The following is a 14,954-nucleotide window of genomic DNA, read 5'->3' as shown; positions in this document are numbered from 1 at the left end:
AAATAGAGTAAAACCATTAAAGGAGCCTGCAATGCCTACGTTAAAAGATATCGCTCAGGAGGCAGAGGTTTCGATATCCACGGTCTCCCGAGTGCTGAATTATGATGAAACACTGTCTGTGTCAGAGGAAACGCGTCGTAAAATTTTTGAGGTTGCCGAGCGCATGAAATATACGACTGTTAAACGTAAAAATGGCGGTATTGGCCGTCAGCCCCGCAAGAAGGCAGAGGGACCCATCCGGTTGGGTATGGTGCACTGGTTTAGCGCGTACAAGGAACTGGAAGACCCTTATTATCTCTCCATCCGGTTTGGCGTGGAAAAAGAGTGCCGCCAAAGCGGGGTGCAGCTGGAGCGTATTTTCCGACAAGAGGACCTGGCTGCACTGAAGACGTCATCCGAAGGGCTGCATGGGCTGATCGTGCTGGGGCATTTTAGCAGCAAAGAGGTCGAGCGCATGCTGGAACTGCCCATTCCTTGCGTCTTTCTGGATCACCCGGTAGATCGTACAGGGGCAGACTATGTTGTCATTGACCTCGCTCGCGCTGCGGCAGATGCACTGGATTATTTGATGGGTGCGGGCCATCGTCACATCGGATATGTAGGTATGGGCAAGGATGAGCAGGCCCATGATTCCGAACGAGCGGAGTTGGATGCCCGTTATGAGACTTTTTTGCGGTATCAGGAACAGCACGGGCTGTGCACGTCGGATGACATTCATGTGTGCGGCGGAACGGCGGCAGACGGCTTCCGTGCGATGGAAGCGGCCATTCTGGCAGGGACCGAAAACCTGCCTACAGCCTTCTTTGTCGCGAGCGATTCGGTGGCTATTGGAGCGTTGAAGGCACTGGAGCAGCATCAGATTGCTGTTCCGGAACGTATCTCAATCGTTGGCTTCAACGATATTCCGACAGCCGAATATTTGACCCCATCCCTGTCAACGGTCAAAACGCATACCGAACTGATGGGAGAAACAGGCGTTCAGCTTTTGCTGCATACGGTGCGTAATGGTCCGAACGAGGTGGGGCGCAAGGTCACCATTCCGACCGAGCTAATGATTCGCAACAGCAGTGCGCCGCTGCATACCCATACAAAATAAAATCAACATTATTGATTTGAACAGCTCCGGCTTACCGGGGCTGTTTTTGGTATAGGAAGATACAAAAATGGAATTGACAATTGTTTTGTAAATGCTTACATTGAAAGTATATTTATTTTACTAAGTTTTACTCGTCATTTTTACTTAAATATTTTACTATGGTATAAGAGTGAAAAATAAAAGGTTGAGGTGACTGCCCATGCGTACCATTTTGCCGCTAAATGACCAATGGTTTTACCGTCCCGAATATGTCGAGAGCGAAGTAAGCGCAGGCATTGATGCGAGTCGGTATGAGCCAGTTCTGCTGCCGCACACTAATGTAGAGCTGCCGTATAATTATTTTGACGACAAGGCATTTCAGTTTATTTCTACGTATAAAAGGGAGCTGGATATTCCGGCAGATGCCAAGAGTAAGCGAGTGTATGTTGATTTTGAAGGAGTCATGACCTATGCCCAGGTATATCTAAACGGGGTGAAAGCAGGTGAGCATAAAGGTGGCTATACACCGTTCAGCGTTGAATTGACCGAACTTGCCGAGTATGGCGGCTCCAATGTGCTCACGGTTATTGTCGATTCCACGGAACGGGACGACATCCCTCCCTTTGGGGCAGTCATTGATTACCTGACCTACGGCGGTATTTACCGCGAAGTGCAGCTGCGAATCGTCGAGCCTGTGCATATCGGCACGGTATTCGTCCAAACACCGGAGCCGCTTGCGGCCAGCAAGGCGGTGCGTGTGGTCGCAGAACTGGAGGGACTGGGCGATCAGGAGGAAGACTTGACGCTTGGTCTACGACTGCTGGACGGAGCGAGTGTGAAAGCGGAAACCGGGCCGACAATAGTAAAGGCGGCGGATGTAACGCTGGAACTACAAGAACTGAACGGCTTACAGCTTTGGGAGCTAGACGATCCCAAGTTGTATGAAGCAGAGCTGACGCTGCTGTGTAACGGGGAAGAGCTGGATCGGTTGATCGTGCGCTTTGGCTTCCGCGAAGCCGAATTTCAGCCGGATGGTTTTTACCTGAACGGGCGGAAAATCAAGCTGCTCGGCTTGAACCGTCACCAATCCTATCCGTACGTTGGCTATGCCATGCCCAAAAGAGCGCAGCGTCGTGATGCGGATGTGCTCAAGGAGGAATTGGGACTGAATATGGTACGGACATCCCACTACCCTCAGTCTCGTCATTTTCTGGATCGTTGTGATGAGATTGGATTACTCGTTTTCGAAGAGATTCCGGGTTGGCAGCATATTGGCGGTGAAGCGTGGAAGGAGCAGGCGGTGAGGGACGTAGAGGACATGATTATCCGTGATCGTAATCATCCCTCCATTGTGATCTGGGGCGTACGAATTAATGAGTCGCAGGATGACCATGAACTGTATGCACGTACCAATGAGCTTGCGCGAAAACTTGATCCAACCCGTGCTACGGGTGGTGTGCGCTATATTGTAGGTAGCGAGCTGCTGGAAGATGTATATACGATGAATGATTTTGTTCATGATGGTGGGCACCAAAAATATTTGGCGAAGGAAATTCGCAATTTTGATACGTATGATAATACAGAAGGCGTAGATGGTGAAACGACAGGCTTGCGCCAGCCGTCTTTTGTTACAAAGCTGGATCATCCGGTCCCTTATCTGGTAACGGAATATAACGGGCATATGTATCCGACCAAGCGTTTTGATCAGGAGGAACGGGTAATGGAGCATGCACTGCGTCATACGCGGGTGCAAAATGCTTCTTATGCCGATGAGGGCATTGCCGGAGCGATTGGCTGGTGTGCTTTTGACTATAACACCCATGCCGATTTTGGTTCCGGTGATAAAATCTGCTACCACGGTGTCATGGATATGTTCCGCCTGCCTAAATTTGCGGCGAACGTGTACCGTAGCCAGAAGTGTATCGAGCAGGAAATCGTTATGGAGCCGGTCACATACTGGTCACGTGGCGAGCGGAGCATCGGAGGTGTCGTGCCGCTGGTCGTGTTCACCAATTGCGATGAGGTGGAGTTCATCTACGGCGACGAGCGCAAGGGTGTCTATCGTCCGAACCAAGAGAAGTACCCGGCGCTTCCACACCCACCTGTTGTCATCGACGAGCTGACAGGGCACTGGGGTATGAAGTGGGAAGATGCTGTATTTATTGGGTACGTGGATGGGCAAGAAGTGATACGCAGATGCTATTCACGTAATCCGGTGCCGACAGAGCTGCGCGTAGCTGCAGACGATACAGTGCTGGAAGCAGGCGATTGGGACGTAACTCGAGTGGTAGTGGATGCTCTCGACGAATACGGCAATGTCTTGCCGTTCTATGCGGATCCAATTTCGGTGGAGGTCGAGGGAGTGGGTGAATTGATCGGTCCTTCGAGCTTATCCCTAATTGGTGGACGCATTGCATTTTGGGTTCGTACGAAGGGAGAGGCTGGCCCAATTCGTGTCAAGGTTTCCGCGCCTTCCCGTTTCAGTCCGCAGGAATTGAGCATTCACGTGCAATAAGGAAGCAAAGGCAATATACAGACGGTTATATATCGTAAGTGGTTATCCATGATTACTAGAAGGGGTTGTCCGCAGATTCTGCAAAGAATCTGAGAGGGCAACTCCTTTTTAGTATATGTTTAGGTACGATAATCTATGAATCTGCTAAATTGTGTTTTATACCCGAGTCACTTAACGTTGCACTCATAGGTTGGAAGCATAGAATACACTATCAAGCGCAAGGGAGGTGAAAATTATGGCGATTCTTTTACCTCAGCAATTCTATTCTCTCGCTGCTAATATTGGTAAATCATACTTTGAAAACTTGAACGGTGGCGCGAATGCTACAATTACCGTTAATAATAACGGTCCAGCACCGATCAATCTTGTCGTCACTCGTGTCAATGAGCCCGTGATCACTTATGTTATCCCTCCAACTAACAGCCTTACGTTAGCAGTTGCTTTACTGCTGGTAGCTGCTCTGCAGACTACTGCAGCTGGAGCAGCTACGGGTACGATCCAGATTGCGACAGCTGATTTTTAAGCTGTAACGACTTGACCCTCTAACTCTAGCTTTGCCGTATGGCAAGGTTAGAGCTTTTTTGTTTGAAATTTTCTGAAACTTTTTTCATGTTGTACCGATATATACATATGGCATAGCAAATAACACATCGAAAAGGAGTATCCTTTATGAGCTTTAGCAATCCGGTTTTACGTGATGACATCTTTTTGCGCGAAGATGAAAGAGAAGTTAGCGAACAACGCATGACCATCAGAGGAACGGTGAACAAAACGTTGCTTCTGCTGGTTCTGCTCATCGTCTCTGGCAGTATGACCTGGTACATGACCTACGAAGGAACCGTAGAGGTGCTATCCTTGCTGATGGCAGGCTTTATTGGCATGGCTGGCGTAGCACTTGCCATATCATTTTTTCCCAAAACGGCTCCATTACTCTCACCTGTATATGCGATTCTGAGTGGTTTTGCTTTGGGCGGCGTTTCAGCTTTTATGGAATATGAGTACCCTGGAATTGTGGCCAATGCCATTTTACTGACCGTGGGTATCTTGTTTTTGATGCTCTTTATGTACACACAGCGAATCATCAAGGTGACACGGGGCTTTATCTCATTCGTTGTCCTGTGTACGATGGCGATTTTTCTGGTGACGCTAGTTGATTTTATTTTGAACTTTTTCGGTATGAATGTTCCGTATATTCATGAAACGGGCTGGCTGGGCATTGGCATCAGTTTATTTATCGTGATCATTGCCGCTTTAAATCTGCTGCTGGATTTTAATTTCATTGAGGAACAAGCTGATCAAGGGGCACCCAAATATATGGAATGGTACGGGGCTTTTGGATTGCTGGTGACTCTGGTATGGCTGTATGTGCGGATTCTGGATCTGTTGTCCAAGTTCAGTAAGGAGGACTAAGCGTCTGCGATTCATGAATAGTTTCACTTTAATGTGCAGATAGGTGCAGGATAAGGAGAAGAGGACGGCTGAATGCCCCCTCAGGCTGCCGAGAAAGTCTCGACAGCCTGAGGTCCACCTGCTGATGCAAGGGGGCTTTGCTGTTACCCGTTAACACCGTGATTGAAAGGAACAATGGTTGAATTTGAAGATGGAGAGGAAACCGGAATCAAAATACTAAAAAATGTCATCAGCATAAATGTAACTACTAATGTTTTTCTCATGTGAATGCACTCCCTGTAAGATATTTTGATACTTTGTCAGCTGTTCCGTTGTTGCAAACGGACGAACGGTTTCGAACATGGAAATAGTTGTAATAAATTCCCTGTATAAATCCATTGTAACAGCTGTTTGCAAATAATTCAGAATATAATTTATGGCGATACCATACCGCTGCTGATTTATGTTATAGATAGCTAGTTGATTAAGTAATTTCACATAATACACACGATTTCCAAGATCTTCAAAGCTGGAAAAAGTCTCTAGCTGATCGGGAATATAATAATAATACTCGTCTATATTCCATTCATTTATGTTTGCTGCCTCAAAAATTGTGATTAATCCGGGCAATGTTTCCTCGTCGTTTTCTTGTATAAACTCAATGTACTCCTTCAATATTTCCTTATTTCCTGATAATAAGTCTACAGCGTATCCATTTGCCACTGCAAATCCTTTAAAACGTTCTATTTCTTGTATATCTTCGTCCGTAGCATTTTCGTACCATCCTAAGTCGGCATATTTAGCTATATATTCTCTTGCTCGATCAAAAAGACCTTGCTTCTGAAAAACGATGGATTTAGCCAGGTATCCGTATCCAAAATAAAATATAAGTGGGTGCTTTAGCATCTGATTTAGAGGAACAACGTCACCCCATTTTTGTCTACTGTTATAACTGCGTTCAGCCATACTTAAAATGTGGTCAGCAACGCGATCCGCTTCTGCCCAATCATTTTGTCTATAATTTAGATGAAACAATTCAAAACCCTTATCCAAGGGATGCACGTGTTCAGACAACAAATAAATTTCTTCCTCTGTTTTAAAACGATTCCCCATCACTAACGCCTCCATAAGATAGACTCATTTCACTATAACGGAGCCTTTATAGGTAAAATCATGAAGAAAACGTCATCAAAAGCTATAATAACTTTTTAAGCTGGGAAATACGGCCTTGTGACACGCCAAGCCTTTTCGCATATTCACTCTGCTTGGCTGTCGGGTGCTCGCTTATGAGTCTTCTCAGGCTTTCAACCAGTTCTTGTGTCGACCGATTTACTTTTTTTGCTTTGTACGCAGACTCCTTAACAACAGGGCCAGGAATGGGACGAACACCTACGTTTCCCTTCAGGTCGAGTATACATTGTCTACATAAAAGTAAACTTTTGAAATAGGTTAAATCCTGAAATGATTTGCACAAATTACAGGAAACCCCGCTACTATACTTTCCTATGCCCATAAAACCTTTTTCAACGTCCATATAAAATTCTAAAGGCTCGCCAATCTCAATCCCCATTGAGTTTCGGATTTCCATGGGAATAACAATCCGGCCCAACGTATCTAAGGGACGTGTCATACCTGTTCTCTTCAATGGATATCCTCCTTATCAGATGATAGAAACCCACTTCATTCTCTGAACCGTCACCTGTGATTTTTGCGTACATAATCCAATGTTCTCCAAAAAGAGGTATTTATTGTTGTACCAATAGATGGTATATTGAAAACATACAAATATTTCATTATATTATAAGTTTTCCAATTCTTCTTTTTGTTTAAATTTGCAGACTTCCAAAGCTCACGCTGAAAGGGTGGTTTATTCATGGAAATAACACCTACGATTCGGGCAGAAATTGAAAGATATCTGAAACAGAAAGGCTTAAGCATGACCCAGTTTGGCCATATCACTAATTTAAATGTAGGTACTGTTAGCGGCATCATCACAGGCAATCGTTCTTTATCTGTTAATCAACTGGATCGCATTACGATGGGCATGAATTTACCACCGGATTATTTTTATGAGCGATTCGTTGAAGAATGCGTTGAAGAATCCCCACTGAATTGGCGGAGAGTAAAACCTTTCGTATATCGTTGTGTTGAGTTAGGGCGGCTTGATTGCTTACAGCGTGCTGTAAGTATGTTTCTAGATAATCCGATCTACACTCATTCACTCTTTGAACTGGCTGAGGATTTGTTCCACAAAGGGTATCGGGACACAGCAGCTTATCTTTATGAAAACGCGGCTGTGAGTGAAAGAAAGCAGCATTCAGAACGGCTTGCTTTATGCCAGTATCGTTTGTTCAGCATCCGGATCGGGGAAGATCAGGCTCAAAATCTTCAAGCGGCTGCTAAATTTGAACCTTTTGTCGATCGTTTAGATGAAGTTGACCAACTGGATGCCTTGAAAGACTTGGCCAACGTGTATAGATCATTGAGCATGTGGGATAAGGTCTATAAATTCTCATGCCAAATGTATAAGTTAGGACAAATTCAGTACGATTTGGTTCATAACTCCAAGCGAGAAATAAAACCGGTAAAGAAACTTAGCAGACCTCTGTTTGTATACATAGCTTATGCTGAACTGATGTGTGCACACGCTTGTGATGCGAATGGAGATCATGAACAGGCTCTAGATCATATACGTGGCTATACTGATCTAAGCTGGGTTAAAGAAAATGATCCAGATACACTCCATTGGTTAGGTAAATTTCAGCAATGGGCCCAAATTAATACTTACGTTAATAGGCTTATGTCTGGGGATATTAGCGTGCTGTCAGATTACGTTGGCCGTATTTCAGGCGAAAAACATTTTTTTGCTGAACTTTTAAACGTTATAGAAGTAGCTAACCGGTACGACATCGACATTGATCATATTCTTCAGCGATTTGAACCCCAAATTGAAGCTTATCGAGATCAAGTATATACGAGCACATTAACAGAGCAGCAAGTTATACTCGAAGAAACTGTACGATTCTGGTATAAGTTAGCCAAGTATAACCTGAATAAAGGCAGATACTCATATGGTTTCAAATGTTTGATAGATGCTTTTGAAAAAGCCGTTACTCTTAAACATGCACTTCTTATTGCTAATTGTGTTGGTTTGTTTGAGCGTTTCAGAGCATATGCCGAACCTGGAATACTAGCTCGGTACAATATGTGGGAAAGAAATGATCGAAAAGACGGCTTTGCTATTTGTAGCGACTAGCTTTTTACTGGTATTCGAACTACCAGTTCCAACCGAAATCCCAAGTTATTACACAATTCAAGTTCAAGGACACATTGGGTCATTTTAATCAATTTTTAAATTCTTACTATGGGCCAGCCCTTCGGTTGGCTTTTTTGTTTATTTTGTTGTTTTAGCTAAAAAAAGATCATGATGTATTTGTTCATTACCTCTTAAAATAATTCACTAGGGGGTAATGCACATGAACAATGATGGAAATTTAACGTTAAATCAACAGATAGAAAGTGCCAGACAACGATTGCATGATCTTTATGGACAGTATGGTTTTGGACATGCTTGCGTACTTGAGCAGGCTATGTTTTTGGACGAACTAATTAATCAGTACAATCGTATGTATCAGAATAAGCATCACTATGTTCAGTCAGAAACCTCAAAAACCACTCCTTCCTTATGCAAAAATATTCCTCCTCTCAATCCCATATAACGATCATAATTATTCAATAAAATGGATTATTTGAGATAAAAATAAAAATACATCCCTATGTAATAAAATGTAAATTTATTATTATAGGCATCGACTGTTATTACCCGGACTCGTCACGATTAAGAAGAAACGGTTTAAAAATTGCAGTTTACGTTAAATACATAGAAGTTGGGTAAAACATAGAGACAGACAGGAGAGGAGTGAGTATATGTATCAAGTGGTACTGGTGAGGCATGGAGAAAGCGTGTATAACCGACAAAACCTGTTCACAGGCTGGACGGATGTGGACCTGACCGAACAGGGAACTCATGAGGCCATTGAGGCGGGACGTATTCTCAAGGAGGCTGGATATACGTTTGATTTGGCATTTGCCTCTGTGCTAAAACGTTCTATCCGCACGTTGTATCACATCTTGGATGAGCTGGATCATCTGTGGATACCTGTGCAGAAGTCATGGAAGCTCAATGAACGCCATTACGGTGCCCTTCAGGGGCTTAGCAAGCTGGATTCTGCCGTCGAATACGGAGAAGAACAGGTTCATATCTGGCGGCGTAGCCTGACGGTGCGGCCTCCCATGCTGGATGAGAAGGACGAACGGAGCCCACATCGGGAAGAGCGTTATCGCCATATTAAGCCAGAGGAGCTGCCGCTTGGGGAAAGTCTGGAGGACACCGTGCATCGGGTCGGTGAGTTTTGGAAGCAGCGAATTGTTCCTTTAATTCTCAAAAAGGACCGAGTTATCATTTCTGCACATGGTAATACTTTACGGGCCTTAATCAAGTATATGGAGAATCTGGACGAAACCGCACTGATTGATTTGAATATTCCGACAGGCATTCCACTGGTGTACGAGCTGGACGAGCGAATAGATCCCATCCGGCGCTTCTATCTCGGTGATCCGAGTCATGTAGAGGCTAAGAAGCAGGCCGTGGCCAACCAAAGCAAGGTGACGGAGTGACTTTCCATACACAAAGAGGACAGGGCGCTTCCTCGCATCCTGTCCTCTTTGTGTTGGTATAAATTAAGCGTTCGCTTCGTCTTCTGTTTCCAGGCTGTCATCCTCGGCGGGAAGTGCCCATACCGATACACTGCCGGCACGAACGGGAAATATGCCGTAGCCATCCTGCTCGATCTTTACGGTATGATCGTGATGCCCGGTCAAATCCATCCATTCTTCTCCTGCACGTTGTTTACCTACGAACATGCGCTTTTTCCCGTCATTTGCGTTGGTAATCACCACAGCACATCCGGAGCCTTCTAGCTCAGGCACGCCTTGACGAACCCATCCAATCGTATGGGGATCATCAAAATAATCTTTTTGCCCACCATAAGCTTTATGGTACCGAGCATATAGGAGCGGGTCTAGCTCAGCTTGCTTGCCTTTCACGGGTGTTTGTCCCTGGATGCCGTAGTAATCGCCGTAGAACACGCAGGGATAACCGTCCTTGCGCAGCAAGATGAGTGCATAGGCGCTGGGCTTAAACCAATCCTCTACCCAAGATTCGAGCGCTTCGTGCGGCTGGGAATCATGATTATCGACAAAAGTAACCGAGTTCAAGGGATGGGTATGAACAAGCGTATCCTCGAAAATGGTGCTTAAATCGAAATCCTTACCACCCAAGGAAGCGCTATGTAGTTTGTAGTGGAGGGATACGTCAAACAGGTCGATTTTATAATCAATGGTGTCCAGGAACTTTTGACACGATTCCAGATCCGGCTTCCAAAACTCGCCTACCATATAAAAATCCTGTCCACGCTTTTTGATCATTTCTGTCGCGAACTCCCGTACAAATTCATGATTAATATGCTTGATCGCATCCAGACGAAATCCGTTGCATTGCAGGGTATCCACCAGCCATTTGCCCCAGCGAATCATTTCCTTGCGCACATCCTGATGATTATAGTCAATATTGGCGAACATTAAATAATCATAATTGCCGAATTCATCATCTACATTTTTGTTCCAGCTTTTATTTTTACCTAAAATACGATAGATTCCTGTCCGGTCCTGGCTTGCATCGTAATCGGTTCCGTTAAAATGTTCAAAGTTCCATTGAAATGTGGAATACTGACCTTGACGGCCGGGGAACGTAAATTTAGTCCAGCCTTTGATATCAAAAGGCTCGGAAATGACCTCATTGCGGTTATCGGGGTTGACCTCGACGACCTTGAATACTTCGGTTTCATCCGCACCGGCCTTATGGTTCATGACCAGATCGATATAGACGGCCACACCGTGGCGAACGCAGGCGGCAACAGCTTCCAGCAGGTCTTCCCTGGTTCCGTATTTGGTGCGCACCGCACCCTTTTGGTCAAATTCGCCCAGATCGTAAAGGTCATAGACGCCGTATCCCGTATCCTCGGGCGATTGGCCTTTGGTGACAGGTGGAATCCATATCGCGTCAATTCCTTTGGCCTTCAGTTCCGGTGCCAGGCGGGCAAGCTTTTTCCAGTGAGAACCGTCAGCTTCGACATTCCACTCGAAAAATTGCATCATCGTATGGTTCCTTTTCATGTGCGTCCCTCCTTCATATATAACAAGTTACCCACCAAGTGAGGGGGGCTAAACGTCAGACGGTCAATATGATGTTGAATGAAGAACAAGGATCGCTGTATAACGTATGCTAAATCATTAAAATTTGTTATACCTGAGTGTTCACAACGACTCGGGTAGCTAGAAAACGAAACGTGAAAACGGTAAAATGAATCTAACTAAACAATAGTTCGGGTTTTGGGCAAACCGTGAAGCGTGAGCAAAAGAGGAAAGGAGGGGTGGACGTGATAGAACCGCAGCAGAACAAGGATGAAGCGAGCAAACCGCTGATAAAAAAATGTACGTATTGTCAGGAGATGAAACCATTAACGGACTTTCAGCGCAGAACTGGTCGTCGGGCTGGTCCTTATTCCCGGCGTGGTCCTTGCCGTTCCTGCCGGGGGTTGGCCCCGCAAGAACGTGCGGCTACGTCCGCTCCTTTTGGCGAGGAAACGAACCCCTCGGCTGCTCCCGTGACGCAGCATAGCCTTGAAGCAGATACGTACAGCCTGGAGGCGTCACTATCTATGGAGGCACAACAACGTCCCCGCAGGAAGCCGGTCACGGATAAAGCGCGTGAGCGCCACCGGCAACGGGTTCGGCATCTGCTTAGCAGATTAAAGCCTGCGGATACCCGGGCATTGCGGCTCAATCGCAATGGCATGATTCGGCTAAGAGGCAAAACCGACCAGGGGAGACGCTGGCATCAGGAGATTGAACTTGATCTGGCTATGACCTTGGTCAGAGAGCGTATGGCAGTGATTGTTAATCCATACACCGTCCGCAGACTGTATAGCAATAAGGAATTTCGTCAATATGTGCTTAAGCGTGACCGCTATACTTGCTTTTTTTGCGGGGACTACGGTGACACGATTGATCATTTACTGCCTCGGGCTAAGGGTGGGCACACAACGCCGGTCAATTGTGTTTGTGCCTGCAACGAGTGCAATCAAGTTAAAGCTGCCCGCGATGTAGATGAGTTCATTGAGTCCGGTGTGCCGCTGCCGTCTCCCGATGATTTCGAGGCACATGATAATCCCGATGCCCCTGAGGACACCCTATGTACGTAGGGCGATTCTTGGAGCATAGGTCCCTTAGTACAGTTCTACTTCAAAGCCGGATTCCTTCCAGGCTGTTGTTCCGCCTTCGATAAAGGCTACATTGGTAAAGCCCATCTGCTGGAGTGTATAAGCTGCCAATGCGGCTTGTCCGCCTGCTCCACAGGTGGTGATAATCGGACGGTTGCGATCACGTAAGCGTTCGTCACGCAAATCCTGTGGAACCTCCAAGTCAGCTCGGATGGGTAGCATGCCCAGTGAAATATTGGCGCTTCCGCGAATCAGGCCGCAAGCGCCTGCATCATGGGAATCCTGTACGTCGATAACGAATGTATTAGGATTTGCCTCCATTCGCTGACGTGCCTCCTGTGAATCAATGCCCTGAACGTGCCGTCTCGCTTCCTGAACCATATCTCCAAATGTTTTAGCCATCGTTTTAAACCTCCGTATGAATATATTTTGTGTTATTTTCATATTATCGAAATGAAACGCACTCTCTCTATTACCCTCCTCTACTATAAAATGACCCTTTTTTTTAGGTAAACTTGGACAAAAACCGAGCTTATTCTAATTTTTATCTAAAATAACAATAAAAATTTTGTAGAAATTTGTGCAAATTTAAAATTTCTTCGACGATTGTGTTGTGAAAGGTGTAATATAGAGGTATAGGGTTCCGTTTCGGCCTGTTGTAGTCACGAAGGAGCGCTTCGTGAGATATTCCGCAGCAGTAACAACAGAATACCGTCTGAGCAATATACAATTGGCATCTGCGATAAATCAGTCTTGCCCTTTAGGGTATAGGCCGTTTTTAGCTGTGCTTCTTGCATGTTTGAGGGCGTGAATTCAATGAACGTTTTATTGCTAGAGTTTATGGATACAGGTTACGAGAAAGGAATGGACTTCTATTTTCACAGTAAAGGAGGACGTTCACGCATGTCTGAAAACCAACAAGAGGTGGCAGTAACACAAGAAGCTACCAAAGAGTCTCGGGATGTATTGGACCAATTGATGAAACCGGAGGTTCAGCAATCGCTGACCGTGCTGGTAGAGAATCTGCCCAAGTTGACTGAGATGGTTACTTTGATGACCGACGCTTATGATGTAGCCCGCAGTCTGGCAACTGACCCTGTCTTTATCGGAGATATGAAAAGCTCCATGGGAGAGTTTGTGAAGCCTGTTACAGAATCGGCTAAAGGCTTGGCTTCTGCTGCCATCGAAGCAAATGACCGCGTACAAACTACGGATACTGGCAGTGTAGGTCTGTTTGGCCTGCTCAAAATGCTTAAAGATCCGAATGTACAAAAAACGCTGCGTTTCAGCCAGGCTTTCCTGGATATTTTGAATGAGCGCCAACGCGAAAGCAAATAATTACCTGATCGAGAACGGAGGATGGACATGTCGAAGCAAATTTTGATCTTGGGCGGCGGATACGGCGGATTGCTGGCCGCTCTTACAGCACGCCAGCATATGGACGCTAGCCAAGCAACCATTACAGTGGTTAACCGCTTTGCGTCGCACCAAATTATTACGGAACTGCACCGTTTGGCGGCAGGTACAATTGCCGAAAAAGCTGTTGCGCTTCCTTTGGAAAAACTGCTGCGTAACAAAGAGATTATCCTGAAAGTGGATACTGTTTCCGAAATCAAGCCGGACGATAAAAAAGTAACCTTGGCCAGTGGTGCTACGTTGAGCTATGACGCTCTCGTTATTTCCCTGGGCAGCGAAACGGCTTACTTTGGTATTCCGGGACTGCAAGAACATAGCTTCACCCTGAAATCAGTGGCAGAAGCCAATCGCATTCGCGCACATGTGGAAGCTCGTCTGGATGCTTACAAGCAATCCGGTAACCAAGCGGACGCTACAATCGTTATCGGTGGTGGCGGTCTGACAGGCGTTGAGCTGGTGGGCGAATATGCTGACAAACTGCCTGCGGTTTGTCGCGAAAAAGGTATTAACTACGAAGATATCAACTTGTATTGTGTAGAAGCTGGACCATCTATTTTGGCAGGCTTCCCTCAACCACTGGTTGATCGTGCAGTAACAAGCCTTGAAAAACGTGGCGTTCAAATCGTAGCGGGTGTTCCGATTACAGAAATGAAAGCCGACGAAGTTCTGCTGAAAGACGGACGTTCGATCAAAACGAACACACTGATCTGGACAGGCGGCGTACAAGGTAATGCACTGGTTGGCGCATCTGGTATCGAAGTAAACCGTGGTCGCGCAACTGTGAATGGTGCACTGCAATCGACTTCTCACGAAGACATCTTCCTCGCTGGCGACAGCGCAGTGGTGTTCCCGGGTGAAGGCGAGCGTCCATACCCTCCAACTGCACAGTTGGCTTGGCAAATGGGCGAATTAGTTGGTTACAACATCTTCGCTTATTTCAACGGAGCGAAAATGGAACGCTTTACACCAGTATTCTCCGGTACACTGGGCAGCTTGGGCAGAACAGACGCGATCGGTACTGTAGGCGCGAATGGCACCCAACTGAAGGGCGCTGTAGCCACTTTGATGAAGGAAGGCAGTAACATCCGTTACCTGTCCCACATCAAAGGACTTTTTGCATTGGCCTATTAATATTCTTTACATTTTATATGTTTCATTGGAAGAGAGCGCTGTTCTGCGCTCTCTTTTTGTAGCTTTTTGACACTAGCGATGCTTACCG

Annotated in this window: 14 protein-coding genes; 10 read left to right on the top strand and 4 right to left on the bottom strand. The window is 45.9% G+C overall.

The window, feature by feature from the left end:
* The first annotated feature begins 31 nt into the window (after nt 1-31).
* From AC6EJC_RS00675 to AC6EJC_RS00660, 4 genes are all read left to right on the top strand, one after another.
* Nucleotides 32-1,096, top strand: coding sequence for a LacI family DNA-binding transcriptional regulator (locus AC6EJC_RS00675; protein ID WP_444952278.1), 1,065 nt, complete (start codon nt 32-34; stop codon nt 1,094-1,096).
* Nucleotides 1,097-1,295: 199 nt separating this feature from the next.
* Nucleotides 1,296-3,590: a glycoside hydrolase family 2 protein gene (locus AC6EJC_RS00670; protein WP_444952277.1), complete on the top strand. Its 2,295-nt coding sequence runs from the start codon at nt 1,296-1,298 to the stop codon at nt 3,588-3,590.
* Nucleotides 3,591-3,825: 235 nt separating this feature from the next.
* Entirely contained in the window at nt 3,826-4,113 is a 288-nt protein-coding gene (locus AC6EJC_RS00665) for a hypothetical protein (protein ID WP_444952276.1), read from the top strand.
* A 146-nt stretch (nt 4,114-4,259) separates the two neighbouring features.
* Nucleotides 4,260-5,000 (top strand): Bax inhibitor-1/YccA family protein, encoded by a 741-nt coding sequence (locus tag AC6EJC_RS00660; protein ID WP_444952275.1) that lies wholly within the window; start codon nt 4,260-4,262, stop codon nt 4,998-5,000.
* A 216-nt stretch (nt 5,001-5,216) separates the two neighbouring features.
* Here AC6EJC_RS00660 and AC6EJC_RS00655 read toward each other — a convergent pair whose 3' ends face one another.
* Nucleotides 5,217-6,092: a DNA-binding protein gene (locus tag AC6EJC_RS00655; protein WP_444952274.1), complete on the bottom strand. Its 876-nt coding sequence runs from the start codon at nt 6,090-6,092 to the stop codon at nt 5,217-5,219.
* Nucleotides 6,093-6,174: 82 nt separating this feature from the next.
* The gene (locus AC6EJC_RS00650) at nt 6,175-6,624 is read right to left on the bottom strand and encodes an AbrB/MazE/SpoVT family DNA-binding domain-containing protein (protein ID WP_444952273.1); all 450 of its coding nucleotides are present in this window, start codon (nt 6,622-6,624) and stop codon (nt 6,175-6,177) included.
* 228 nt (nt 6,625-6,852) lie between these two features.
* On the opposite strand from AC6EJC_RS00650, the gene AC6EJC_RS00645 reads away from it, so the two are divergent.
* From AC6EJC_RS00645 to gpmA, 3 genes are all read left to right on the top strand, one after another.
* Nucleotides 6,853-8,235 carry a helix-turn-helix domain-containing protein gene (locus AC6EJC_RS00645; protein WP_444952272.1) on the top strand — a complete coding sequence of 461 codons (1,383 nt, stop codon included), beginning with the start codon at nt 6,853-6,855 and terminating at the stop codon, nt 8,233-8,235.
* Between the two features lie 220 nt (nt 8,236-8,455).
* Nucleotides 8,456-8,698, top strand: a complete 243-nt coding sequence (locus AC6EJC_RS00640) for a Spo0E family sporulation regulatory protein-aspartic acid phosphatase (protein ID WP_444952271.1) — start codon at nt 8,456-8,458, stop codon at nt 8,696-8,698.
* Between the two features lie 208 nt (nt 8,699-8,906).
* On the top strand, nt 8,907-9,656 hold the full coding sequence (gpmA, locus tag AC6EJC_RS00635) for a 2,3-diphosphoglycerate-dependent phosphoglycerate mutase (protein WP_444952270.1): 750 nt from the start codon (nt 8,907-8,909) through the stop codon (nt 9,654-9,656).
* A gap of 63 nt (nt 9,657-9,719) precedes the next feature.
* Here gpmA and AC6EJC_RS00630 read toward each other — a convergent pair whose 3' ends face one another.
* On the bottom strand, nt 9,720-11,213 hold the full coding sequence (locus AC6EJC_RS00630; protein ID WP_444952269.1) for an alpha-amylase: 1,494 nt from the start codon (nt 11,211-11,213) through the stop codon (nt 9,720-9,722).
* Between the two features lie 263 nt (nt 11,214-11,476).
* On the opposite strand from AC6EJC_RS00630, the gene AC6EJC_RS00625 reads away from it, so the two are divergent.
* A complete protein-coding gene (locus tag AC6EJC_RS00625; protein ID WP_444952268.1) occupies nt 11,477-12,301 on the top strand; it encodes an HNH endonuclease in 825 nt (274 codons plus the stop codon).
* A gap of 24 nt (nt 12,302-12,325) precedes the next feature.
* On the opposite strand, the gene AC6EJC_RS00620 is transcribed toward AC6EJC_RS00625, so the two are convergent.
* Nucleotides 12,326-12,721 (bottom strand): rhodanese-like domain-containing protein, encoded by a 396-nt coding sequence (locus AC6EJC_RS00620; protein ID WP_444952267.1) that lies wholly within the window; start codon nt 12,719-12,721, stop codon nt 12,326-12,328.
* Nucleotides 12,722-13,222: 501 nt separating this feature from the next.
* Between AC6EJC_RS00620 and AC6EJC_RS00615 the strand changes: the two genes are divergently transcribed.
* Both AC6EJC_RS00615 and AC6EJC_RS00610 read left to right on the top strand, forming a co-directional pair.
* Entirely contained in the window at nt 13,223-13,657 is a 435-nt protein-coding gene (locus tag AC6EJC_RS00615) for a DUF1641 domain-containing protein (RefSeq protein ID WP_444952266.1), read from the top strand.
* 27 nt (nt 13,658-13,684) lie between these two features.
* Entirely contained in the window at nt 13,685-14,866 is a 1,182-nt protein-coding gene (locus tag AC6EJC_RS00610) for an NAD(P)/FAD-dependent oxidoreductase (RefSeq protein ID WP_444952265.1), read from the top strand.
* Nucleotides 14,867-14,954: the final 88 nt, after the last annotated feature.

Source organism: Paenibacillus sp. TY11 (genome assembly GCF_059772165.1).
The sequence above is the reverse complement of the archived record's forward strand: the minus strand, read 5'-3'. Positions and strand labels throughout refer to the sequence as shown.